Annotated in this window: 14 protein-coding genes; 7 read left to right on the forward strand and 7 right to left on the reverse strand. The window is 62.3% G+C overall.

The window, feature by feature from the left end:
* Positions 1-9 precede the first annotated feature (9 nt).
* The 4 genes from ribB (at position 10) to gyrA (ending at position 8369) form a co-directional block, all read left to right on the forward strand.
* Positions 10-1182, forward strand: coding sequence for a 3,4-dihydroxy-2-butanone-4-phosphate synthase (ribB, locus tag VIO10_RS02295; RefSeq protein ID WP_331958700.1), 1173 nt, complete (start codon positions 10-12; stop codon positions 1180-1182).
* Between the two features lie 57 nt (positions 1183-1239).
* Positions 1240-3060, forward strand: a complete 1821-nt coding sequence (locus tag VIO10_RS02300) for a protein-disulfide reductase DsbD family protein (protein WP_331958703.1) — start codon at positions 1240-1242, stop codon at positions 3058-3060.
* Positions 3061-3376: 316 nt separating this feature from the next.
* On the forward strand, positions 3377-5791 hold the full coding sequence (gene gyrB / locus VIO10_RS02305) for a DNA topoisomerase (ATP-hydrolyzing) subunit B (RefSeq protein WP_331958706.1): 2415 nt from the start codon (positions 3377-3379) through the stop codon (positions 5789-5791).
* A 34-nt stretch (positions 5792-5825) separates the two neighbouring features.
* Positions 5826-8369, forward strand: coding sequence for a DNA gyrase subunit A (gene gyrA, locus VIO10_RS02310; protein ID WP_331958709.1), 2544 nt, complete (start codon positions 5826-5828; stop codon positions 8367-8369).
* 76 nt (positions 8370-8445) lie between these two features.
* On the opposite strand, the gene VIO10_RS02315 is transcribed toward gyrA, so the two are convergent.
* Complete coding sequence (locus VIO10_RS02315) at positions 8446-9666, reverse strand: alanine--glyoxylate aminotransferase family protein (protein ID WP_331958712.1); 1221 nt, start codon at positions 9664-9666, stop codon at positions 8446-8448.
* A gap of 183 nt (positions 9667-9849) precedes the next feature.
* Between VIO10_RS02315 and VIO10_RS02320 the strand changes: the two genes are divergently transcribed.
* The 3 genes from VIO10_RS02320 to VIO10_RS02330 are packed head-to-tail and all read left to right on the forward strand — an operon-like array spanning position 9850 to position 13854.
* Entirely contained in the window at positions 9850-11283 is a 1434-nt protein-coding gene (locus tag VIO10_RS02320; RefSeq protein ID WP_331958715.1) for an FAD-linked oxidase C-terminal domain-containing protein, read from the forward strand.
* A gap of 22 nt (positions 11284-11305) precedes the next feature.
* Complete coding sequence (locus tag VIO10_RS02325; RefSeq protein WP_331958718.1) at positions 11306-12577, forward strand: FAD-binding oxidoreductase; 1272 nt, start codon at positions 11306-11308, stop codon at positions 12575-12577.
* Entirely contained in the window at positions 12577-13854 is a 1278-nt protein-coding gene (locus VIO10_RS02330) for a (Fe-S)-binding protein (RefSeq protein ID WP_331958721.1), read from the forward strand. The genes VIO10_RS02325 and VIO10_RS02330 overlap by 1 nt, the downstream gene beginning before the upstream one ends.
* A gap of 79 nt (positions 13855-13933) precedes the next feature.
* Here the strand turns inward: VIO10_RS02330 and VIO10_RS02335 are convergent, their stop codons facing one another.
* From VIO10_RS02335 to VIO10_RS02360, 6 genes are all read right to left on the reverse strand, one after another.
* Positions 13934-15379 (reverse strand): glutamate synthase subunit beta, encoded by a 1446-nt coding sequence (locus VIO10_RS02335; RefSeq protein WP_331958724.1) that lies wholly within the window; start codon positions 15377-15379, stop codon positions 13934-13936.
* Between the two features lie 59 nt (positions 15380-15438).
* Positions 15439-19998, reverse strand: a complete 4560-nt coding sequence (gene gltB / locus VIO10_RS02340; protein WP_331958727.1) for a glutamate synthase large subunit — start codon at positions 19996-19998, stop codon at positions 15439-15441.
* Entirely contained in the window at positions 19995-20558 is a 564-nt protein-coding gene (locus tag VIO10_RS02345; RefSeq protein ID WP_331958730.1) for an Lrp/AsnC family transcriptional regulator, read from the reverse strand. Before VIO10_RS02345 ends, gltB begins: the two co-directional genes overlap by 4 nt.
* Positions 20559-20783: 225 nt before the next feature.
* A complete protein-coding gene (locus VIO10_RS02350; RefSeq protein WP_331958733.1) occupies positions 20784-22217 on the reverse strand; it encodes an ammonium transporter in 1434 nt (477 codons plus the stop codon).
* Positions 22214-23230: a serine/threonine-protein kinase gene (locus VIO10_RS02355; protein WP_331958736.1), complete on the reverse strand. Its 1017-nt coding sequence runs from the start codon at positions 23228-23230 to the stop codon at positions 22214-22216. The genes VIO10_RS02350 and VIO10_RS02355 overlap by 4 nt, the downstream gene beginning before the upstream one ends.
* Before the next feature lie 86 nt (positions 23231-23316).
* Complete coding sequence (locus tag VIO10_RS02360) at positions 23317-24144, reverse strand: PP2C family protein-serine/threonine phosphatase (protein WP_331958739.1); 828 nt, start codon at positions 24142-24144, stop codon at positions 23317-23319.
* Positions 24145-24217 lie beyond the last annotated feature (73 nt).

The following is a 24217-nucleotide window of genomic DNA, read 5'->3' on the forward strand; positions in this document are numbered from 1 at the left end:
GCCGCACAAATGTTTGGTGAGATAAGTCCCCGCAAGAAAGCCCCCGCGCCGTTCATTTCGATCGAGGAAGCGCTCGATGAAACCCGCCGCGGCCACATGATCATCCTGATGGATGACGAACAGCGGGAGAACGAGGGCGATTTGTGCATGGCCGCCGAAAAAGTCACCCCCGAGGCGATCAACTTCATGGCCAGGTTCGGGCGCGGGCTCATCTGCCTGCCCATGTCGGCCGAGCGAATAGACAGACTCGGGCTCAGCATGATGGTTGGCGACAACCAGGCGCCGCTCGGGACGGCATTCACGACGGCGATCACCGCGCGGCGAGCGTCGGGGTCGGGAATCTCGGCGCAGGATCGCTCGACCACGATTTTGCAGGCGGTGCGCGAGGACGCCAGCGGCGCCGAGTTCATCACACCCGGCTACGTCTATCCGCTGCGCGCGCGCGACGGCGGCGTGCTGGTGCGCACGGGGCAGACCGAGGGCGCGGTTGACCTCGCGCGGCTGGCGGGCCTCAAGCCGGCGGGCGTCATCTGCGAGATTCTGAAGGAAGACGGCACGATGGCGCGGCGCGACGACCTGGTCGAGTTCGCCAAAGTGCACGGGCTCAAGATTGTCACGGTCGCGGACATCATCGAGTACCGGCTGCGCAACGAGACCATGGTCCAGCGGATCGCGGAAGCGAAGCTGCCGACCGCGTTTGGCGAGTTCCGCGCGATGGTCTATCGCAACCTGATCGATCACACGGAGCACCTGGTGCTGGTGATGGGCAAGGTCGATCCGGCCAAGCCGATCCTGGTTCGGGCGCATCGCGAGTATCTGCCGGGCGACGTGTTCGGCTACTCCGTTCGCAACACCCGCAACCTGCTGCGCTCCGCGATGGAACGAATTTCGGCGGCCGGCGAAGGCGTGCTGTTGTACCTCAAGCGCGAGTCCAACGCACTGGCGTCGGATTTTGAGGGCGGGCGCCCGGCGCGCCGTGCAACTACGCGGGTCAACGCGCCCGAGGCTGATTTCCGCGATTACGGAATCGGCGCGCAGATTCTCCGCGACGTGGGTGTGCGCAAGATGATTATCATGTCCGACGCGACGCCGCGGCTTGCCAATCTGCCGGGCTACGGATTGGAGGTCGTCGGTTCGGTTCCGCTTTCAACCAACGGCAAGCAAAGCACCGCCGCCAAGTAGCGGCAGACCGCGCGAATGAAACCAGAGCTGCGCCGATGACGTTCTAACTACTGACAAATGATCTCGCGCGAATCCCGATTGTTCACCCACGGCACAAAGACTCGCCCATTCTGGCGGGCCTCGATCGTATCGGTCGCCTTTGCGCTCGCCTGGCTGGTTTTCGCGCCGGCGGCGCATGCTAATCCCAAGGCGAATGAACTCGTAAAAATCATCTCGGCCACGATCGATCCTCCGCTGCGGGCCGGCGGCGCCAGCACGCTCAAGGTTGCCGCGCAGGTGATCGCGGGATGGCATATCAATTCCGACAAGCCGCTCAGCGAGGATTATATTCCGACCAGGCTCGAGGTAAGCGGCCCGGCCAGCGTGACGCCGGGCGCAATCAAGTATCCGCCTGCGAAAACAATGGCGCTCGAAATCGCGGGGGCCGACAAGATCTCGGTGTTCGGGGGCGATATCAAGTTTGAGGCGCCGCTCAAGGCGGCTTCCAACTTCGCGCCCAAGCCCGGCGACGTGCTCACGGTTACCATCGACTACCAGGGCTGCAACAACAACGAATGCCTGCGGCCGGCGTCGGTCAGCACGACGGTCGCGCTGGCGGCTCCCGGCGCGGCGGCGGGAGCGCTGGAGGGGGTAGGCACGGCAGGCGCGAAGAGCGGCGGTATCGGCGGCGGCGATGATTCCGGCGCCGCGGTCGCGGCCATCTTCGCCCATCATGGATGGTTTCTCGGCTTCCTCGCGGTATTTCTTGGCGGCCTCGCGTTGAATCTGACGCCGTGCGTCTATCCGCTAATCGGCGTGACGATCGCGTATTTCGGCAGCCAGGGCGGAGGCCATCGCCGCGTGATGTTTCTGGCGACGGTTTTCGTGCTCGGAATCGCGCTGATGTTCTCGGCGGTAGGCGTCGCCGTCGCCATGTCGGGCGGATTGTTCGGCGCTGCGATGCGCAATCCGTTCGTGCTCGTCGCGCTGTCCATGATGCTGCTGACGCTGGCGGCGTCGAGCTTCGGTTTGTTCGTCTTGCAGCCGCCGAATTGGATGCTGCAGCGCGCGGGCACGGCCCGCCCCGGATACGCGGGCGCGCTGCTGATGGGCCTGGGGATGGGCGTGGTGGCGGCGCCATGCATCGGCCCGATCGTGCTGGGTTTGCTGCTGATGGTGGAGAGAAGCGGGAGCGCACTATTCGGTTTCGCGCTGTTCTTCACGCTGGCGCTGGGACTTGGCGTTCCATATATCGGGCTGGCGATGGCGGCCGGGCACATCCGCCGCCTGCCGCGTTCGGGCCAGTGGCTTAAGTGGGTCGAGGAGCTTTTCGGGTTCGTCCTGGCCGGGCTCGCGCTCTACTTTCTCGATCCGGTCGTACCGAACAACCTGATGACTCGAATTCTGCCGTATTACGCGGCCGGTGTGGGGATTTACCTCGGCTTCATTTCGCGCGAGGGGAGAAGCTGGCGACCGTTCCTGGTGCTGAGGTCTGCGCTCGGGATAGCTGCGGTGGGAGCGCTCGCGATCATGCTCTATCCGCGCCGGGTGCCGGAGCAGCTTCGCTTCGAGCCGTTCAACCCCGAGCGGCTCGCCTCGGCGGCTCAGGCGCGCAAGCCCGTGCTGATCGATTTCAGCGCCGACTGGTGCATCCCATGCCGCGAGATGGAGCATTCGACCTTTGTCGATCCATCCGTGGTCAGCGAGGCCAGGCGCTTCGTGCGGATGAAGGCTAATCTGACCGCACAGGACAAGGCCACCGACGCGCTGACCAGCAAGTTCGAAATCCAGGGCGTGCCGACGACGATGCTGATCGATTCCGCAGGCAAAGTGGCGCAGCGCAAAGTCGGCTACATCGGCCCGCAGGAGATGCTGTCGGAGCTGCGCCAGGTCGATTGAACGCGGCCGATTTCCCTTTTCCCTTTTTCACTTTTTCGCTGCTTCAGGGAGTTGTTCCGTGTGCATATCATTTTCGCAAAATCGTGTTCTGTTCAAGACACAGCGCGCTTTTCCAAAAACGCCTTTATTGCGTCGCGTCGATAAGCTGAAAAGCGCCCACTGATTGGCTGCTTTCCTATCCACTGGCGCGTAACTCAAATACTGTTTGATTAATCGATCAAACACTCGGTTGTTCCTTTACTTTTGTCTCATAGACGAATACTATTTTGACAAGTGGTGGGGATGCGGAAAGGTAGTTCATCGCTCGTCTTTTTCTATGCCAAATAAACAATCGTCCGACGGCTATGGCGCCGAGTCCATCAAGGTACTCGAAGGACTCGAAGCAGTTCGCAAACGCCCCGGGATGTACATCGGCGACACGGCCGAGCGGGGATTGCATCATCTCGTCACCGAGATCGTGGACAACTCGGTTGACGAGGCGCTGGCCGGTTTCTGCAACGAGATCAACGTCGTAATTCTCAGCGACGATCGGATTTCAGTTGAGGACAACGGCCGCGGGATTCCGGTCGATATGCATCCGACGGAAAAGCGCTCGGCGCTCGAAGTCGTGCACACGGTGCTTCACGCCGGCGGCAAGTTCGAAAAGAGCGCCTACAAGGTTTCCGGCGGACTGCATGGCGTGGGCGCGTCGGTGGTCAACGCGCTCAGCGACGAGTTCGAAGTTGAAGTTCACAAGACCGGCAAAATTTATTTTCAGCGCTACGAGCGCGGGCTTCCTAAAACGAAGGTCGAGGAGCGCGGCTCGACCAACAGCAAGGGCACCAAGACCACCTTCTCGCCCGACTCGAAGATATTTCCCGAAATAAAGTTCAAGTATGAAATCATCGCGCGTTATCTGCGCGAGATGGCGTACCTCAACGCGGGACTGCGGATCAGGCTTCGCGACGAGCGAATCAACAAGGCCGAAGAGTTTCACTACGAGGGCGGAATTGCCGAGTACGTCGCGACGCTGAGCAAGAGCAACGAAGCGCTTCACGAGGTGATTTTCTTCAAGGGCGTGCGCGAGGGCGTCGATGTCGAAGTCGCGCTGCAATGGACCGACGCGATCCACGAGGTCATTTTCACCTACGCCAACAACATTCACACCGCCGAGGGCGGGACCCATCTGTCGGGACTCAAGTCGGCGCTGACGCGAACGATCAACTATTACGCGACCAAGAACAATCTGTTCAAGAATAAGGATATGCGGCTGGAGGGCGACGACACGCGCGAGGGTCTCGCCGCGATCGTCAGCATCAAAATCGCCGAGCCGCAGTTCGAGGGCCAGACCAAGACCAAGCTCGGCAACTCCGAGGTCGAAGGAATCGTTTCGGGGCTGGTGAACGAGAAGCTCGGCGAGTTCCTGGAGAAGACACCGCCGGTGGCGAAGAAGATTGTAGCGCGCGCGGTCGAAGCCGCCACCGCGCGCGAGGCCGCGCGCAAAGCCAAGGAGTTGGTGCGGCGCAAGGGTGCGCTCGATTCGGGCTCGCTGCCCGGCAAGCTCGCGGACTGTCAGGAGCGCGACCCGGCGCGCAGCGAGTTGTACCTGGTCGAGGGCGCGTCGGCGGGCGGGACCGCCAAAGAGGGCCGCGATCGCAAAACGCAGGCGATCCTGCCGCTGCGCGGCAAAATATTGAACGTCGAGCGCGCGCGCATCGACAAGATGCTGTCGTCGCAGGAGTTGCGCATCCTGATTACGGCGCTCGGGATGGGAATCGGCGTCGACAAGGACCTGAGCAAGCTGCGCTATCACACGATCGTGATCATGACCGACGCGGACGTGGACGGCTCGCACATCCGCACGCTGCTGCTGACGTTTTTTTTCCGCCAGTTCATCGAGATTATCGAGAATGGCTATCTCTACGTCGCGCAGCCGCCGCTGTTCCGCGCGAAAAAAGGCAAGACCGAACGCTATCTCAAGGATGAAACGGCGCTGGAAGATTATCTGACCGATCTCGGCGCCGAGGCGGTGACGTTCGAAGCCGGCAAGGGCAAGGACGCGCGCGAGTTCAAGGGCGCGGCGTTGAAGATAATCGTGCGCAAGGCGCTGTTCTTCGAAAAGATGTTCGAGGCGCTGGAGCGGCGCTCGAAAGAGCGCTCGATCATCGCGTCGCTCGCCAAGCTGGCGGCCGGCAAGACGATCGATGATGAGAGTTTTGAATCCGAGAAAGCGGCGAAGCAGATGGCCGAGGCGATTGCCAAAGACTCGAAGAACGACAACCTGGTTTACAAGCTCGAGCCCGACGGCGAAGCGCATTGGCGCGCCGTGTTCAGCCATTCGCAAAACGGCGCGACGCCGCCAACCGTGGTTGACCTGACGCTGTTGCATAGCGGAGAGCTGCGCGAGATTCGCCGGCTCGATCCGGAACTCGAGGCCATCAAAGCGCCGTTCAAACTGAAGATTGGCGAAGGCGAATCGACGGTCGATACGCTCAAGGCGGTGGCGGAGGCGGTGCTCGGCGCGGGACAAAAGGGCGTGGACATCCAGCGCTACAAGGGGCTGGGCGAGATGAATCCCGGACAGCTCTGGGAGACCACGATGAACCCGGAGACGCGGGCGATGCTGCGGGTGCAGATTTCGTCGCGCGAGGACGCCGAGGAAATCTTCGGCACGTTGATGGGCGATCAGGTCGAGCCGCGGCGCCAGTTTATCGAGGAGAACGCGCTCAACGTCCGCAACCTCGACATCTGACGATTGCTCGGAACTCGCGGGAGCTCCGGATTAAATGGCTGAAACCAACGGCAACGAACCGCATCGCAACGAACCCGCGCTGCTGAATATCGAAGACGACATGCGGCAGTCCTACCTGGACTACGCCATGTCGGTGAATATCGGACGCGCACTGCCGCAAATTCGCGACGGACTCAAACCCGTCCATCGCCGCATCCTGTACGCGATGTTCCGCACCGGCCTGCTGTCGAACCGCCGCTACACCAAGTGCGCGGCGGTGGTGGGCGAAGTGCTCGCTCGTTACCATCCGCACGGCGACATGGCGGTTTACGATTCGCTGGTCCGCATGGCGCAGCCGTTCAGCCTGCGCTACCTGCTCATCGACGGCCAGGGCAATTTTGGATCGATCGACGGCGATCCGCCCGCTGCGTATCGATACACTGAGTGCCGCCTGACGCGGCTGGCCGAGCGGATGCTCGCCGATATCGACAAGGACACGGTCGATTTCGTCCCGAACTTCGACGGCTCGCACCTGGAGCCCGAGATCCTGCCGGCGCAATTTCCGAACCTGCTCGTCAACGGCTCGGACGGCATCGCGGTCGGGATGGCGACCAACATCCCGCCGCATAATCTCGGCGAGGTTTGCGACGCGCTGCTGGCGCTGATCGACAAGCCGGGGATCACGCACGAGGAAATTCTCGACATCGTGCCCGGCCCGGATTTTCCGACCGGCGGTCAGTTGCTCGGCCGCCAGGCGATTCGCCAGGCGTATCTGACCGGCCGCGGCACGCTTACGATGCGCGCGCTGGCTGTGATCGAGACCGACAAGCGCAGTTCGCGATCGTCAATCATCATTCGCGAAATCCCGTACCAGGTGAACAAGGCGCGCATGATCGAGCGGATGGCCGAGCTGGTCAACGACAAGCGCATCGAAGGGATCAGCGACATCCGCGACGAATCGGATCGCGACGGGATGCGCGTTGTCATCGAGCTCAAGCGCGACGCCGAGCCGCGCATCGTGCTCAACCAGCTCTACAAGCTGACCCAGATGCAGCAGGGCTACGGGATCATTCTGCTCGGCATCCACGAGGGCCGCCCCAAGGAGATGAATCTTCTGCAGATGCTCGTTGCGTTCCTCGAGCATCGCAAGATCGTGCTGACGCGACGCACGCGTTTCGAGCTGAAAGAAGCCGAGGCGCGGCTGCATATCCTCGACGGCTTGCTGACCGCGCTCAAGAATCTCGACGCGGTCATCAATCTGATCCGCAAGTCCAAGGATGCCGAGACCGCCCGCAGCGGCTTGATGAAGCAGTTCGGCCTCTCGCAGTTGCAGGCGCAGGCGATCCTCGATCTGACGCTGCGCCGTCTCACTTCGCTCGAGCGCGAGAAGATCGAAACCGAGCACAAGGAGACCGTCGCTCTGATCGCCGGCTTCAAGAAAATTCTCGCCGACGAGAGGGAATTGCTCAAGCTGATCGCCGGCGAGCTCGACGAAATAAAAAAAGAATTCGCAGATCCGCGCCGCACCCAGATCATCGAAGCGGAGGGCGAGTTCTCGGTCGAGGATCTGATCGTCGAGGAGGACGTGCTGGTCACCGTCACGCACGGCGGCTACCTCAAGCGCACCCCGCTCTCGCTCTATCGCACGCAAAAGCGCGGCGGCCGCGGCAAGATCGGCGCGACCACCACCGAAGAAGATTTCGTCGAACATCTCGAGCGCGTCTCGACGCACGACCGCCTGATGTTCTTCACCAGCGCGGGCAAGGTTTACGAGCTCAAGGCCTACGAGCTGCCCGAGGGCGGGCGCGCCGCCAAGGGACGCTCGATCGCCAACCTGCTGAGCCTCGCCAATGACGAAACGCTATCCGCATTTATTCCCGTGCCGCGCGAGACTGCGGGCAAGTTCGTCTTCTTCTCGACTCGCCGCGGCCGCGTGAAAAAGACCGCGCTCGACGAATACGAAAATATTCGCTCGACCGGAATCATCGCGATCAATCTCGAAGACGGCGACACGCTGGTGGACGTGCGAATCACCGACGGCAATCAGCAAATCGTGCTCTCGACGCGCGAGGGACAAGCGATTCGCTTCAAGGAAGAGGAGGCGCGCCCGATGGGCCGCGCGACCGGCGGCGTGGTCGGCATGGAACTCGAGTCGCAACCGGTCAAGGAAGGCAAGACCGTCATCCTGGTCGAGGACGAAGTCGTTTCGATGTCAACCGTGCGCGACGACGAGACCCTGCTGACGGTTTCGGAACTCGGTTACGGCAAGCGCACGCCCGCCTCCGACTACCGGCTGACCCATCGCGGCGGCAAGGGCGTCATCACGATGAACGTGACCGAGAAGACCGGCAAGGTGATCAGCGTCCGGCAGGTCGGGATCGACGACCAGGTGATGCTGATAACCGACGGCGGCAAGGTGATTCGATTGGCCGTCAAGGGAGTGCGAATCACCGGCCGCAACGCGCAGGGCGTGCACATGGTGCGACTCGAGGGCGACGAACGCGTCCGCGCCGTGGCCGGGATGGCGGAGCGCGACGAGGAGGAAGGCAACGGCAACGGATCCAACGGCAACGAAGGCGCAGAGGAATCGGAAGACTAGCTAATGTAGTGACTATTTCGCAGTAGTCACTGACTATGCCTTGGCGCTCGGGTGCGAAGACGCATTACTACCATCCTCATGATGCTTCCGCGGGCGGCTCGCCCGCGCCGGTGCCCTCCGCACTGTAGGCATCCTCGGCTGCGGTCAGCGCCCGGCCGCGCGCAATCTCGAATCCCATCGAGCCCAGGATTTCTTCGAGTGCGTTCAGCGCCAGCATCACGTTTTCGCGCCGCGAACCTTCGCCCATCAGACCGACGCGCCAGATCTTGCCTTTGAGCGGTCCGAGTCCGGCTGCGATTTCGATATTGAACAGCCGTAATAATTCCGTTCGCACCTTCGCTTCGTCGATTCCCGCCGGCACCGCGATCGTCGTGAGCTGCGGCAACCTGTATCCTTCCTGCGCGGCGAGCCGCAGACCCATCGCCCGCACTCCGGCCTGGAACGCGGCTGCGTTGATGCGATGCCGCCGCCATCGCGCTTCCAACCCTTCCTCGACGACGATCCGCAGCGCCTCGTAGAGCGCATAGTTCATCGTGATCGGCGCCGTATGATGGTAGAGCCGGTCGGGTCCCCAGTACTGCTCGATCAACGCAACGTCGAAGTACCATGAGTGGCACTTCGTTTTGCGCTGGCGCACCGACTCCATCGCGCGCGCGCTGAACGTCACCGGCGCCAGCCCGGGGGGCGCGCCGAGTCCCTTTTGCGTGCAGCTGTAGCAGGCGTCGATGCCCCATTTGTCAATCTCGACCGGCACGCACGCGAGCGATGTCACCGCGTCGATCGCCATCATCGCGCCGTGTCGATGCGCCAGCTCGGCGATTTCCTCGATCGGCTGATGTATCCCGGTCGATGTCTCGGCGTGAACTATCGCGACCAGCTTCGGGGCTTTTGCCGCGTTGAGCGCCGCCGCGACTTGCGCCGGTTCCACGATCGTTCCCCAATCCGCCTCGACCTTGTGGACCTTTGCGCCGAGTCGCGATGCGACTTCCGCCAGCCGCGTTCCGAACACACCGTTGACGCCGACCACGACCTCATCGCCGTCTTCGATCAGATTCGCCATCACGGCTTCCATTCCCGCGGAACCGGTGCCGGAGACGGGAAACGTGATCTCGTTGCTGGTGCGCAAGACGATGCGCAGCAGCCGCTTGATATTCTCCATCACCTTCACGAAATCCGGATCGAGGTGGCCAACGACCGGCGACACCATCGCTTTCATCACGCGCGGATTGACGTTGGATGGCCCCGGACCGAGCAGAATCCGCGCCGCAGGCTTGAGTTCTGGAAATGAATCCGCCACGTGTGTTTCTCCTTGCAACGAATCGCCGGAGGTTTCCGCGCGCACCAGTCGCGCGCCCACGCGATTCCGGGCTGAAATCGAACCTTGCTATTATGACCGCGAAGGACCGAGCGCAAAAGCGGTACTCGCGCGCCTGATTCGCGGTCGTGGTAGAGTGCTGTGGGGATTGGACGCGCTGTCGCAATGAGCACCATCGACCGCAAACTTCTCGATGAGCTTGGCGAAATTCTCGGGGCCGACGGGATCGTCTCGCGCGCCACCGAGCTGAAGGTTTACGAGTGCGACGGATGGACCATCGAGAAGAGCGCCCCCGACGTGCTGCTGCTTCCGCGCTCGACCGCGCAACTGAGCGCGATCCTCACCGCGCTGCATCGCCGCGGCATTGCCTTCGTTCCGCGCGGTGCGGGCACGGGCCTTTCGGGCGGATGCCTTTCGTTGAACGCGCCCGCGATGATCTGCACTTCGAAGATGAACCGGATTCTGGAAATCGATTTCGCCAATCGGCGCGTCGAGGCCGAGAGCGGCGTGGTCAACCTGCACGTCACCAACGCGGTTAAGTCGAAAGGATATTTCTACGCGCCCGATCCATCGTCGCAGGTGGCATGCACCATCGGCGGCAACATTGCCGAGAATTCGGGCGGTCCGCATACCTTGAAATACGGAGTGACCACCAACCACGTGCTCGCGCTCGAAGTCGTTCTGCCCGATGGCGAGGTCGTCGAGCTCGGCGGACCGGCCGAAGAGCGATGCGGCTACGATCTGGTCGGCGCCGTCGTCGGCGCGGAGGGCACTGCGGGAATCGTAACGCGTGCAACGCTCAAGCTGATGCGCGAGCCCGAAAATCATCGCACGCTGCTGGCCGCCTTTCCCGACGCCGACACCGCGACGCGTGCCGTCTCGATGATAATCGCATCGGGAATTGTGCCGGCCGCGCTCGAAATGATGGACCAGCTCATCATTCGCGCCGTCGAGGAGGCGTTCAATGTCGGGCTGCCGCTGGACGCGGGCGCGGTGCTGATCATCGAGCTCGAAGGTCTCGAGGCTGGACTGACCGCCTACGCCGATGAGGTGGCGAAAACTGCGAACCTGGCCGGCGCGTCGAGCGTCAGGCTCGCGCGTGACGAAGCGGAGCGCGCGCTGTTGTGGAAGGCGCGCAAACGCGCGTTCGGTGCGGTCGGCCGCCTCGCGCCGAACTACGCGACTCAGGACGGCGTCGTTCCGCGAACCTGCCTGCCGCGGATTCTGCGCGTGATCGCCGACGTCAGCCGTCGCTACGACTTGCGCATCGGCAACGTATTTCACGCCGGCGACGGCAATTTGCATCCGATCATTCTTTACGACGAGCGCGAACCTGATCAGGTCCGCCGGGCAATCGACGCGGGACGCGAAATCCTCAAGGCCTGCATCGAGATGGGCGGCAGCCTCACCGGCGAGCATGGAATCGGCGTCGAGAAAATCGGCGAGATGCCGCTGATGTTCTCGCCCGACGATCTTCGCGTCATGACGGAGTTGCGCCACGTGTTCGATCCAATGGAGCGATCGAATCCCGGCAAAGTGATTCCGCAGCCAGGCGCATGCGTCGAGGTCGCCGCGCCGCGCCGGCAGGTGCCAATCTAAGGCTGCCCGTCCAACGGATATCGTGGCTGCCACTACATCTTCGAATCTGGCGAACCGGCTCGACTCAATCGTCGGCGCCGGCCGCGTTCGCGCGCCAACCGATGCTGAGGCGCGCGCCGCGGATACGATCGTCGAGCCCGCCTCTGTCGAGGAAATTTGCGAGATCGTCCGGATGTGCGAAGCGGATCGGATTGCGCTCGCGCCCATTGGCGCGGCACGCTCGCTCGCGGGGATTCGGCGCTCGCCCGTCGCGCTCGGTATCTCGATGGCGCGGCTGGCGCGAATTGTCGCCTACGAACCCGACGACATGACAATTGTTGCGGAGTCGGGAATCACCGTCGGCAGACTGAATGCTGCCATGGCCGATTCCCGCCAGCGGCTCCCCGTCGATCCATGCAGCCCCGCGATGACGACTCTCGGCTCGTTAATCGGCGCCGCGCACTCCGGACCGCTTCGCCTTTCCGAGGGCACCTCGCGCGACCTGCTGATCGGAGTTCGCTTCGTCGGTCACGGCGGCAACCTCGTTCATGGCGGCGGCCGCGTGGTCAAAAACGTCGCCGGCTATGATTTGATGAAACTGATGGGTGGGGCATTCGGTACACTTGGAATAGTAACTGAGGCGACGTTCAAAGTGCGTCCCATCCCATCTGACTACTGTATCGCGGTCATTCCTCATGCGCGCGCAGCAGACGCGTTCGCCGCTGCCTGCATACTCAATGACTCACTGCCACTGAGTAATCTCGACATACTCAGTCCTGGCCTTGTAACTGGCTTCAATTCTGTTGGTCAATTTCTTCTTCTGGCCGGTTTTTCTGGAAGTCCACTGGAGATTGGCGACCAGGCTGACCGGATTCGCGATTTGGTCGGCGCGCGCGGTGAAATTCTGAGCGCCGACGGCGCTCTCAGGAGTTACGAGCTGCTGCGCGATATCGATTTCCATTCGGCTCCGCTGGCCGCTCAAATCGCGGTTCCACCCGCATCCCTCGCGCGAGTGCTGGAGGCCTGCGGCAACGACACCGAATTTCGCGCTCACGCCGGCTCCGGCGTCGCACAGATAATCCTGGCCGGCGAACACAGCGCGGAGGCCGCCGCTAAAGCCATCGCGCGATGGCGTGAAGTTGCGCGCTTGGCGCGCGGCAGTCTTCGACTGATCGCCGCCGCGCCTGCCATCCGTGACTCGCTGGAATTCTTCGACACTCCCAACGCCGGCGCGCTCGCGCTTATGCGTCGGCTCAAGGCGGCCTTCGATCCGGCCGGGATCTTCAACCCCGGATGCTTCGTCGGAGGAATCTGATGGCCGCGGCCTCCATCATGCCATTGAATCCGGTTCGCGGCGTCTCCGGCTACGACCTGCTGTTCGACTGCGTTCATTGCGGGCTCTGCGCCGAGGCTTGTCCAACCTACGTTGTAACGCGATGCGAGATGGACTCCCCGCGCGGCCGAATCTATTTGATGAAGTCGCTGGCCGAAGGTCGCATCGACCTCGACGACGACGCGGCGCGCCATTTCGATTTGTGCCTCGGATGCCGCGGTTGCGAGACCGCCTGCCCGTCCGGCGTTCATTACGGCCGCTTGATCGAGGGCACGCGTCTGCTAGTCGAGCAAAATCATCGCCGCAGCTTCGTCGATCGATTCAAGCGGCGCACCGTCGGCGCGATTTTTCCGTACCCGCATCGTCTCCGGGTGCTGCTCGCACCGCTGAAGCTTGTCGATCGCCTCGGCCTGAGACCCGCTCTGAGAGCCGTCCTGCCGCGCACGATTCACAATTGGCTCGATCTTCTTCCGCCGCTTGAACCTGACTTGCGACCGCTCGCCAGGGAAGCAACCACCGCGCCGCGCACGGACGCACCGACAGTCGTCGTGCATCGCGGATGCGTCGCGCAAGTACTTGCGAATTCGGAAAATTTGAACAGTGAGCGTCTGCTCGCCGCCGCCGGTTATCGCGTCGTCCAACTCGAACCAGTCTCATGCTGCGGAGCACTTGATCTGCATTCGGGTAACGGATCGCGAGCCCGCGATTTTGCCCGCGCGAACGTTCGCGCGCTGAAGAATTCCGGCGCCGATGCAATCGTGTCGGCCGCGTCGGGATGCTCGGTGGCAATCGCAGAATACGGTGATTTGCTCAAAGACGAACCGGAGTTTGCTGAAGATGCGCGCGCGGTTTCCTCGAAAGTCCGGGACCTGAGTTCGTTGCTGCTCGACGCTCCGCCGAGTCCGAAGCGCGAATTTCGATGCCGCATTACTTATCACGACGCTTGTCACCTCGTGCACGGACTCGGGGTGCGCGAAGCGCCGCGCAAATTGCTCGCCTCGATTCCGGGCGTGACGATCGTCGAGATGACGGAGTCCGAACTCTGTTGCGGTTCGGCCGGATCCTACAATCTGACCGAGCCCGCAATGGCGCGCGACTTGGCCCGGCGCAAAGCCGACAATATTGTTGCGACCGGCGCGGACTGGGTCGTGCTGGCGAATCCCGGATGCGAGTTCCAGATCGCCGCCGAACTTCGCCGTCGCGGTTCGAGAATCAAGGTCGTCCACCTCGCAGACTTTCTCGCTATGGCGTCTAATTGATCCTGTCCGATGAACGGCAGCCTGCACGAAATCAAGCTCTACTTCGCATACACGAGTCCGCTCGCGGCGCATGCAGCGATCAGAGTTCCGGACTCGAAGGCAGGAAGGTCTCGCCCATCAGGTAGGCATCGACCGCGCGCGCCGCTTCGCGCCCCTCCCATATCGCCCACACCACCAGCGATTGCCCGCGATGTGCGTCTCCGGCGGCGAAAACGCCCGGCACGCTCGACATGTAACTCTCGCACTGCACGTTGCTGCGCGGGTCGAGCTTGACACCAAGCTCCGAGATTATGCCCTCGGGCTCGGGGCCGAGAAATCCGAGCGCGAGCAGCACGAGGTCGCACTCGATCTCGAAATCGGTGCCCGGAATTTGCTCCATCACCATCCGCCCGTTGTCATGCTTCCAGTTGAGCCGCACGCCGTGGAGTTTTTTCACCACGCCGTTTTCGCCGGAAAACTTGCTGGTGTTCACGCTCCAGTCGCGCTGCACGCCCTCTTCGTGCGAGCTCGAGGTGCGCATGATCATCGGCCAGTCGGGCCACGGCATTTCGGCGGTACGCTTTTCAGGCGGCATCGGGAGCAGTTCGAACTGATGCACCACGATCGCGCCCTGGCGATTTGAGGTGCCCAGGCAATCGGAACCCGTATCGCCGCCGCCGAGAATGACCACCCGCTTTCCGTTCGCAGTGATCTCGGCCGCCGGATCGAGCGCGTCGCCGAAGTTACGCTTGTTCTGTTGCGGCAGGAATTCCATGGCAAAATGGATTCCCTTGAGCTCCCGTCCCGGGATCGGCAGGTCACGCGGCTTGGTCGCGCCCATCGCAAGTACGATTGCGTCGTACTTCGACCGCATCTCGTCCGCGTGGATGTCGAAGCCGACGCGGCAGTTGGTGACAATCTCCAGGCCTTCGGCCTTCATTTGCTCAACGCGCCGGTTGACGATCCACTTTTCCAGCTTGAAGTCTGGAATACCGTAAGTGAGCAATCCGCCCACGCGATCCGATCGCTCGTAAAGCGTGACCGAATGTCCCGCGCGCATCAGTTGCTGCGCGCACGCCAGCCCCGACGGTCCCGAGCCCACGACCGCAACGCGCTTTCCCGACTTGCGCGCGGCCGGCTGAGGCACGATCCATTTTTCTCCCCAGGCGTGATCGATGATGTTCTTCTCAATCAGCTTGATCGTGACAGGATCGTTGTTGATGCTGAGCACGCAGGCTTCTTCGCACGGCGCGGGGCAAACTCTGCCGGTGAACTCCGGAAAGTTGTTGGTCGCGTGCAGCCGGTCGATCGCCTCGCGCCATCGGCCCCGGTAGATGAGATCGTTCCAGTCGGGAATGATGTTCCCGAGCGGGCAACCCTTGTGGCAGAAGGGAATCCCACAATCCATGCAGCGGGCGCCCTGCGCGCGCAGTTTGTCTTCGGGCATCTTGAGATCGAATTCGCGCCAATCCTTCAGGCGTTCCCTGACCGGTCGCCGCGAAGGAGTCTCGCGCTTGATCTCCATGAAGCCCGTAATCTTGCCCATCGCAGCCGTGATCTCCCCAGTCAGGTCAGTTCTGATTAGTCAGTCGATTACTCACTCGGCTAAACTGCCGCCAGCCGCGCGAGATCGGAATTCATGTTGAGATGTTGCCGTTCGAGCACCATACGGTACTCAGTCGGCAATACTTTTACAAACTTCGTCGCGTAGTCGTCCCACTTGTCGAGGACTCGCCGCGCGACCGTGCTCTGCGTGTACTGCAGGTGCCGCACAATCAAGGCATGCAACTGCTTGAGTTCGTCGCGATTGCCGATCGGACCCAACTCGACCATCCCGGTGTTGCAGCGCGACGGAAACGAGCCGTCTTCGTCAAGCACGTACGCCACACCGCCGCTCATGCCGGCTGAGAAGTTGCGGCCGGTCTTGCCTAGAACCACGACCAACCCGCGCGTCATGTACTCGCATCCATGGTCGCCCACTCCCTCGACGACCGCGTGCGCGCCGCTGTTGCGCACCGCGAATCGCTCGCCGGCTACGCCGCGGAAGAACGCTTCGCCGCCGGTGGCGCCGTAAAGCGCGACGTTGCCGACAATGATGTTGTCCTCGGCCTTGAAGGTCGCTTCTTCTGGCGGACGCACCGAGATAAATCCGCCCGAGAGTCCTTTTCCACAGTAGTCGTTCGCGTCGCCTTCGAGATGGAGCGCGATTCCCGGCGCGAGCCACGCGCCGAAACTCTGGCCGGCCGAACCTTTGAGATGAATCTGAACCGTGTAGGGCGGCAGCCCCTCCGCGCCGAAGCGGCGCGACACTTCCGCCGACAGCATCGTGCCGACGGTGCGGTTCACGTTGCGGATGGGAAGATGGATTTCGACCGGCTTGCGATGCTCGAGCGCGTCTTTTGCAAGCTCGATGATCTGGTTGTCGAGCGCGGCGCCAAGGCCGTGATCCTGCAGCTCGACACAATGCAGCGGTTCGTCCGGCCCGACGTCGGGACGACGAAGAATATTGGCCAGATCGACGTTGCGCGCCTTCCAATGCGCGATCGCTTCGTTGGCGTCCAGGCATTCGACGTGGCCAACCATTTCGGCAACGGTGCGAAAGCCCAACTGCGCCATGTATTCGCGCAGTTCGTCCGCGATGTACATCATGAAGTTCACGACGTGCTCGGGCTTGCCCGAGAACTTCGCCCGGAGCACCGGATCCTGCGTCGCGATGCCGACCGGGCAGGTGTTGAGATGGCAGACGCGCATCATGATGCATCCCGAGGCAACCAGTGCGGCGCTGGCGAAACCGAATTCCTCGGCGCCGAGAAGGGTGGCGATAGCGACGTCGCGGCCGGTCTTGAGCTGGCCGTCGGTCTCGACGTGAATGCGTCCGCGCAGGCCGTTCATCACCAGGGTTTGCTGCGTCTCGGCCAGTCCCAGCTCCCACGGAACTCCCGCGTGCCTGATCGATTGCAGCGGAGACGCGCCGGTGCCGCCGTCGTAACCGCTAATCAGCACGACGTCGGCTTTGGCCTTTGCAACGCCCGCGGCGATGGTGCCGACGCCGACCTCGGCGACCAGCTTGACGCCGATGCGCGCGCGATTGTTGGAATTCTTGAGATCGTGGATAAGCTGCGCGAGATCTTCGATCGAATAGATGTCGTGATGCGGGGGCGGCGAGATCAATCCCACGCCGGGCGTCGAGTAGCGAATCTTCGCGATGAAATCGTCAACCTTGTGACCGGGAAGCTGGCCGCCCTCGCCGGGCTTGGCGCCCTGCGCCATCTTGATCTGGAGTTCGTCGGCGTTGACCAGGTAATGACTGGTGACGCCGAAGCGCGCCGAGGCCACCTGTTTGATCGCGCTGCGGCGGCTGTCGCCGTTGGCGTCGGGCACGAAGCGCGCCGGATCCTCGCCGCCCTCGCCGGTGTTGCTTTTGCCGCCTATCCGGTTCATGGCGATGGCGAGGTTTTCGTGCGCCTCTTTGCTGATCGATCCGAATGACATCGCGCCGGTTTTGAAGCGTTTGACGATCGCGGTGGCCGGCTCGACTTCCTCGAGCGGCACGGGCGGCCGATCAGAATTGAACTTGAGCAGCGAGCGAAGCGTGGTGAGCGAGCGACTCTGCTCGTCAATCGCCCTGGTGTAATCCTTAAACAGCCGGTAATTTCCCGAGCGCACGGAATGCTGCAGCCTGGCGATCGTGTTCGGGTTGTACATGTGGAACTCGCCGGCGCGGCGCCACTGGTACTGGCCGCCGATATCGAGATCGCCGTCGAGGTTCGCCGCCACCTTGAACGCGTAGCTGTGACGCGCAGCCGTCTCGCGCGCGATCGCGTCGAGGCCGACGCCTGCCACCCGCGACGGCGTCCAGGTGAAGTACTTGTCGATCACGTCCTTCGCCAATCCGATCGCTTCGAAGATCTGCGCGCCGCGGTAACTCTGCGTCGTCGAGATCCCCATCTTGGACGCGACTTTGGTAATGCTCTTGGAGACGGCCTTGATGAAGTTGTGGACCGCGGTGTCTTGGTCGATGTCGCGGAGCTCGCCGTCGCGAATCATCCCCGCCATCGTCGCGTACGCGAGGTACGGATTGACGGCGCCCGCGCCGTAGCCGACCAGCAGGCAGAAATGCATCGCCTCGCGCGGTTCTCCCGACTCGACGACGAGGCCGGCCCGGGTGCGCGTCCCTTCGCGAATCAGATGATGATGCACGGCGCCGGTCGCGAGCAGCGCCGGAATGGCGGCGTAGTCCGCGTTCACGCCACGATCCGAAAGCACGATTATCGTGTAGCCGGATTCGATCGCGTTCGAAGCGGCGCGGCAAAGCGCGTCGAGCGCGGCGCGAAGCCCGCCTTCGCCGTCATCAACGCGGTAGAGCGTGGAAAGCGTGACGGTGCGCAGGCCCTCGACGGCCAGCCGTTTGATCCTTTGAAGCTCCTGGTTGGTGAGAAGCGGCTGCTTGAGTTGAAGCTGGCGGCAATGGAGCGGCGATTCTTCGAACAGATTATCCTCGGCGCCGATTGTCGTTTCGGTCGAGGTCACCAGTTCCTCGCGAATCGGATCGATCGGCGGATTCGTCACCTGCGCGAACAATTGCTTGAAGTAGTTGTAAAGCAGCTGGGGTCTGTTCGAGAGCACGGCGAGCGGAGTGTCGGTGCCCATCGAGCCGACCGGCTCCTGGCCGTTGGTAGCCATCGGCGCGAGGATCATTTTGAGATCCTCGATCGTGTAGCCAAACGATTGCTGCAGCTTGAGCAGCTCGTGCTCTTCAAAGCAGTCAACCGCTGGCGCGCCGCTGGCCTCGGGGAGCGCCTCGAGTGCGACGAGATTGGCGTCGAGCCAGGCGCGATACGGCTGTCGCGCCGCCATCGAATTCTTGATTTCTTCGTCCTGCACGATTCGGCCGAGCGAGGTATCGACGAGAAACATTCGGCCCGGCTGCAGCCGTCCTTTGAGCGCGACGTTGCGCGGCGCGATGTCGAGGACGCCGGTCTCCGACGCCATCACCACCAATCCGTCCTTGGTCACCGTGTAGCGCGACGGACGAAGGCCGTTGCGATCGAGCACCGCGCCGATTCTGATCCCGTCGGTGAACGCAATCGACGCGGGGCCGTCCCACGGTTCCATCATGCATGAATGAAAGCGGTAGAATGCGCGCTTGCCGTCGCTCATCTGCGGGTCGTTCTGCCACGCTTCCGGAATCATCATCATCATGGCGTGCGGCAGCGAACGTCCGGTGCGAACCAGCAGTTCGAGACAATTGTCGAAGGTTGCGGAGTCGCTGCCGTTGGGCTCGACGATCGGCAACAGCTTTTTGATCTCGTCGCCGAACAGCGGCGAAGAGAACAGCTTCTCGCGCGCGTGCATCCAGTTGATATTGCCGCGCAGCGTGTTGATCTCGCCGTTGTGCGACATGAAGCGGTAGGGATGCGCCCGGTCCCAGCTCGGAAACGTGTTGGTCGAGAAGCGCTGATGGACCATCGCGAGCGCGGTCTTGACGGCGCCATTTAGCAAATCGGGGAAGAACTGCGGGATTTGCGTGGAGATAAGCTGACCCTTATAAACGACGGTCAGCGCCGAGAGGCTGCAAAAATAAAACAGCTCCGGATCGAACAGCCCGAGTTTTTCTGCTGCTGAAGCGGCGCGCTTGCGAATTACGTACAGCTTGCGCTCGAGCGCCTCGGCGTCGGGCAAGTCCGGGCCGCGCGCGATGAACACCTGGCGGATTGCGGGCATCCCGCGTCGCGCGATATCGCCGCACGCGGATTCGACCACCGGCACGTCGCGCCATCCGAGCAGACGCTGACCTTCCTGGTTGACGATTCTCTCGAACGCGTCCTCGCATTCCTTGCGCTTGAGCGGGTCGAGCGGCAGGAAGACCTGGCCCACGCCGTATTCGCCGGGCGCGGGCAGTTCGAAGCCGAGCCGGGCCGCTTCGTTCGAGAAAAACTCGTGTGGAATCTGCAGCAGGATTCCAGCGCCGTCTCCCGTGCGTGGATCGCATCCGCACGCGCCGCGATGGGTCAGGTTGTCGAGCACCTGCAGCGCTTTCGCCACGATGTCATGCGAGCGCTCGCCCTTGATGTTGACGACGAAGCCAACGCCGCACGCGTCGCGCTCATAGGCGGGATCGTAGAGGCCCTGTGCTTTAGGAATGCTTCGGTAGTTGTGCATCATGACACCCGTCTCGGTTCCGCAGGCGCAGGTTTCGCGGCGCCGTGGCGATGGCGCCTGCCGTTGCCAGGCTCGTGCGAGTCGCCGTCGGGATGAACCGAAATCAAACCGCGCTCGGTATGCGTCGACAGCACCACCATCGTCTCCGTCCGCGCCACTCCTTCGATCGAGCGGATCGCACTGATCAGCCGCTCGAGCGACGAAGTGTTGTCGGTTTTGATTTTCAGCAGGAGCGTGTGCTGGCCGGTGACGTGATGGCATTCGAGCACGTCGTCGAGCAGTGCGACGGATTCCTTGAACAGCGAGATTGTTTTCGGATGCGAAATCGACACGCCGATAAACGCGGTGACGTCCTTGCCGAGGCGGGTCGCATCGACGGCGGCGTGATAGCCGGTGATAACTCCGCCGTCTTCGAGTTTTTTGACGCGTTCGTTGACCGACGGCGCCGAAAGCCCGACTTGCTCTCCGAGCTTGACGAACGGAATGCGGCCGTGTTCCTGCAGCAGGCCGATAATCTGCAGATCAATGGCATCGAGTTCGGGGGAATCTCCGCCGAATTTCATAAGGTTATCCTCGTCGAGTGACGATGAAGATAGGCAGAAAGTGGAATCGTGTCAAGTGTTTATAAGGATTTGACTCAATAAAAGATGAGTTTGTGCAGGCCAATATGATGCGCGCCTACGAAATATAGGCCCAAACCAGCGATTGCCGCTCACCTATACTGCGATTGTTGGGGTGCAAGCGCGATCGCTCAGGTAATGCGCCGCTTGCGCCGAACCCCCGGCCAACTACGAATGTGGATAGGCGTCGCTTCCCATCTCAAGCGCATCCAGCCCCGACCATTCGACTTCCACCAGCACGCGGTTGCCCACCGTGCGCTCGACGATCTTGAAGAACAGGATCGCAAGGCCGAATACCACGACCACGTTCACCGTGACACCAATCAACTGGGCAAAAAATTGACCAGCGTCGCCGTAGAGCAGGCCGCGCACCGGACCCGCGACACCGTTCCATCCGTCGCCGTAGGTGCCGTCGGCAAACAGACCAAGCGCCAGCGCTCCCCATATTCCGCACGCACCGTGCACCGCGATCGCGCCGACGGGATCGTCGATTCGAAAGCGGCGTTCCAGTTCAAGCACCGCCCACACGACCAGCAGTCCCGCGATCACGCCAATCAGAACAGCCGCCGCCGGCGTTACGAATGCGCACGGGGCGGTGATTGCGACGAGTCCGCCCAGCAGGCCGTTGCAGGCGATCGCGACGTCGGGCTTGTTATACTGATTCCACAAATAGAGCAGCGCCGCGAGCGCGCCGGCCGCAGAGGCGAGCATGGTGTTCACCGCGATGATCGCGATTCGGGGATCCGATGCGGCCAGCGTTGAGCCGGCGTTGAAGCCGAACCATCCGAACGCGAGAATCAACGTTCCGCTGACGGCCATGGGCAGGTTATGTCCGGGCAACGCGCCGATGGCGCCGTCGCGCCGGAACTTTCCGATGCGCGGACCCACCATGTAAGCGCCGGCGAGACCGGCCACTCCGCCCGTCATGTGCACGACCGACGATCCGGCAAAATCCAGATGGCCGTGGCCCAGGCCCAGGTTCGCGCCGAGCTGCGAGAGCCATCCTCCGCCCCATACCCAGTTGCCATACAACGGGTACAGGAACATCGACATGAACAGTCCGTAGATGAAGAACGCTTTGAACTTCCATCGCTCCGCCATCGCACCCGTCGGAATGGTCGCGGCGGTGTCCATGAAAACCAGCGAGAATAGAAACATGCCCAGGCTGGCCGGATCGCGACTGACGCTGAGCAGCGCGAACTTGCTGAAGCCGATGATTCCATACGAATGCGCGCCGATCGTGATCGACAGCTCGTGATGGCCAATCGCGGCCATGCCAAGCGAGGGCCAGTGCGCGACCCCGCCCATCATGAAGCCGTAGCCGGTGAGCCAGAAGCCGATGATGCCGATCGGGTAAATGATCAGGTTCATCGCCATGGTATTGACCGCGTTCTTGGAGCGCGTGAACCCCGTCTCCACCATTGCGAATCCGAGCTGCATGAACATCACCAGGAAGCCCGCGACCAGCAGCCACGCGAGGTTCAGCGAATTGTCCAGCGGCGGCGACGACGCGGCAGTCTGCGCGCGCGCCAGCGGCGAAAATAGCGTCAGCGCGGCGAAAGTGGCGGCGGCCAATCCGAGTTGCGATCGTCTCGGCATCATCTCACCTGCCCTCGATATGACCGGCGCGGCGGAGTCGGCGACGCCGGGTAACGGTTTGCAAGCCAAATCAGAAATACAAAGATCCCGATGAGCGACGTGAAAAACAGCACGTACCCGGCCGTACGACGCGCACGCTGCAGCGCGAGGCTGCGTGGATGGAGGTTCTGCGCGCGGCCCTTGGGTACGACGCGCGACGGATCGCGCAGGTCCGCAAGCATCTCGGCCGCGCTCGCATAGCGGTCACGCGGAGAGCGCTCGATCGCGTGAAGGATGATCTCCTCTAGATGCGGATCGAGATCAGGCTTGAATGCGGTTGGCGGCTGCGGATCTTCCGAGGCCTTCGCGCGCATCACGTTGTAAACGTTGGGCCCCGAGTGCGGCAGGTGCCCGGTCAGCATCTCGTACAGAATCACGCCCAGCGAATAGATGTCGGTGCGAACGTCGCCGCGCCGGCCGCTGACCTGTTCGGGCGCCATGTAGTCGGGCGTGCCGATGGTCGATGACAGGCCGGACCACGTCAGCCGCCGCGCCGATTCGTCGAGTGCGATTCCGAAATCCATGATCTTGGTCCGGCCTGCGGCCGTCACCAGGACGTTTTCCGGCTTCAGATCGCGATGCACCACGCCTTCACCGTGCATGTATACAAGCGTCTCCGCCAACTGCCGCGCGAGATCGAGCGCCTTTTCCACCGACAGCCCGCCGGGCTCGTGCATCATCGCGCGCAGCGAGGGACCCTCGATGTACTCCATCGCGATATACATGCGGCTTTTGCGCCTGGGTGCGAGGACCTTGATGATGCCGGGATGATCGAGGCGGCGTCCGACTTCTTCTTCGCGTTGAAAGCGGCCGTAGAAGACCACGTCGCTCTCGAACTGGATGTAGGGGACTTTGATCGCGACGGTCGCGCCGTCGACTTGATCGATAGCTTTGAAGATCGACGCCATCCCGCTGCGCGCGATCACCTCGATCAATTTGTACTGATCGAGGTTTTCACCAACGCCGACCTCGCGCATTTTTCAGACCGTCTTGAGAAAAAGCCGGTCAGCGGACGTTAACATCCCCCGCGCAGGCAATGGAAGGGGATGCGGCGCCAAACACTTCATCGTCTGAACCATCCTCGCAATCGATCGCGCCATCCGCCGATGGTCACCGTATGCCCGGTCGGCGACGTCATTCTGAAGACGGCGCAGGTCACATTGTCAGCGGTGCCGCGCTTATTGGCCGTGTCGATCAAGTTGCGGCATCCCGTCTCGGCGTCAACGCCGCGCGTCAGTGATTCCAGTTCCTTGTCATCCAGTACATTGTAAAGTCCGTCGCTGCACAGCAGCAGCCGATCGCGCTCCAGCAGCGGCATCGCGATCCGATCGATCGACACGATTAACTCGTGTCCAAGGCTGCGCAGAAGCATCCCGCGCTCCGGATGATCCTTGGCCCGCGCCGCCGACATCATACCCATCCTGACCCGGTCGGCGACCATCGTGTGGTCTTTTGTGATTTGCGAGATCTGGCTCTGACGGATCAGATGGAGCCGGCAATCTCCGACATGTACCGCCGACAGCATCCCCTTCTCCACCGCGACCGCCGTCATTGTGGTCGCCATCCGGCCCAGTTCCGGCACGGTCAGCGCCTTGTCGTGAATCTCGATGTTGGCCCGCGTAATCGCGCGATGGAGCCGCTTGGCGGCGCCCCACGCCGGCGGGCTCTCGCGGTAAGCTTCAAGAGTTATGTCGATCGCCATCCGGCTCGCGATTTCACCGCCTTCGTAGCCGCCGACGCCGTCGGCAATCGCGAACACCACGCTGTCGGGACTCTCGATGAAATGCCCGCACGAGTCTTCATTGTCGGGGCGGTCCGTACCTACGTCGGACAACAGCGCCAACTCGAAAGCCTGCTCTGCCGAAGGAGGAGCGGAGAGCGACGAATCCATTTGGATTGAGCTACCCGGCTGACGCTGGCGAGTAAAGCTGGTTGAACGGCCAAGGGGCGAGCCGCGACCACTC

Origin of the sequence: Candidatus Binatus sp. (assembly GCF_036567905.1) — a bacterium.
In the GTDB taxonomy this organism is placed as follows: Bacteria; Desulfobacterota; Binatia; order Binatales; family Binataceae; genus Binatus.

Excerpts from the sequence above, each read along its gene's own strand:
- VIO10_RS02360 (WP_331958739.1), bottom strand. The coding sequence starts at position 24,144 with ATGGATTCGTCGCTCTCCGCTCCTCCTTCGGCAGAGCAGGCTTTCGAG.
- VIO10_RS02355 (WP_331958736.1), bottom strand. The coding sequence starts at position 23,230 with ATGCGCGAGGTCGGCGTTGGTGAAAACCTCGATCAGTACAAATTGATC.
- VIO10_RS02350 (WP_331958733.1), bottom strand. The coding sequence starts at position 22,217 with ATGATGCCGAGACGATCGCAACTCGGATTGGCCGCCGCCACTTTCGCC.
- VIO10_RS02300 (WP_331958703.1), top strand. The coding sequence starts at position 1,240 with ATGATCTCGCGCGAATCCCGATTGTTCACCCACGGCACAAAGACTCGC.
- gyrB (WP_331958706.1), top strand. The coding sequence starts at position 3,377 with ATGCCAAATAAACAATCGTCCGACGGCTATGGCGCCGAGTCCATCAAG.
- VIO10_RS02345 (WP_331958730.1), bottom strand. The coding sequence starts at position 20,558 with ATGAAATTCGGCGGAGATTCCCCCGAACTCGATGCCATTGATCTGCAG.
- VIO10_RS02335 (WP_331958724.1), bottom strand. The coding sequence starts at position 15,379 with ATGGGCAAGATTACGGGCTTCATGGAGATCAAGCGCGAGACTCCTTCG.
- ribB (WP_331958700.1), top strand. The coding sequence starts at position 10 with ATGTTTGGTGAGATAAGTCCCCGCAAGAAAGCCCCCGCGCCGTTCATT.
- VIO10_RS02320 (WP_331958715.1), top strand. The coding sequence starts at position 9,850 with ATGAGCACCATCGACCGCAAACTTCTCGATGAGCTTGGCGAAATTCTC.
- VIO10_RS02330 (WP_331958721.1), top strand. The coding sequence starts at position 12,577 with ATGGCCGCGGCCTCCATCATGCCATTGAATCCGGTTCGCGGCGTCTCC.
- gyrA (WP_331958709.1), top strand. The coding sequence starts at position 5,826 with ATGGCTGAAACCAACGGCAACGAACCGCATCGCAACGAACCCGCGCTG.
- gltB (WP_331958727.1), bottom strand. The coding sequence starts at position 19,998 with ATGATGCACAACTACCGAAGCATTCCTAAAGCACAGGGCCTCTACGAT.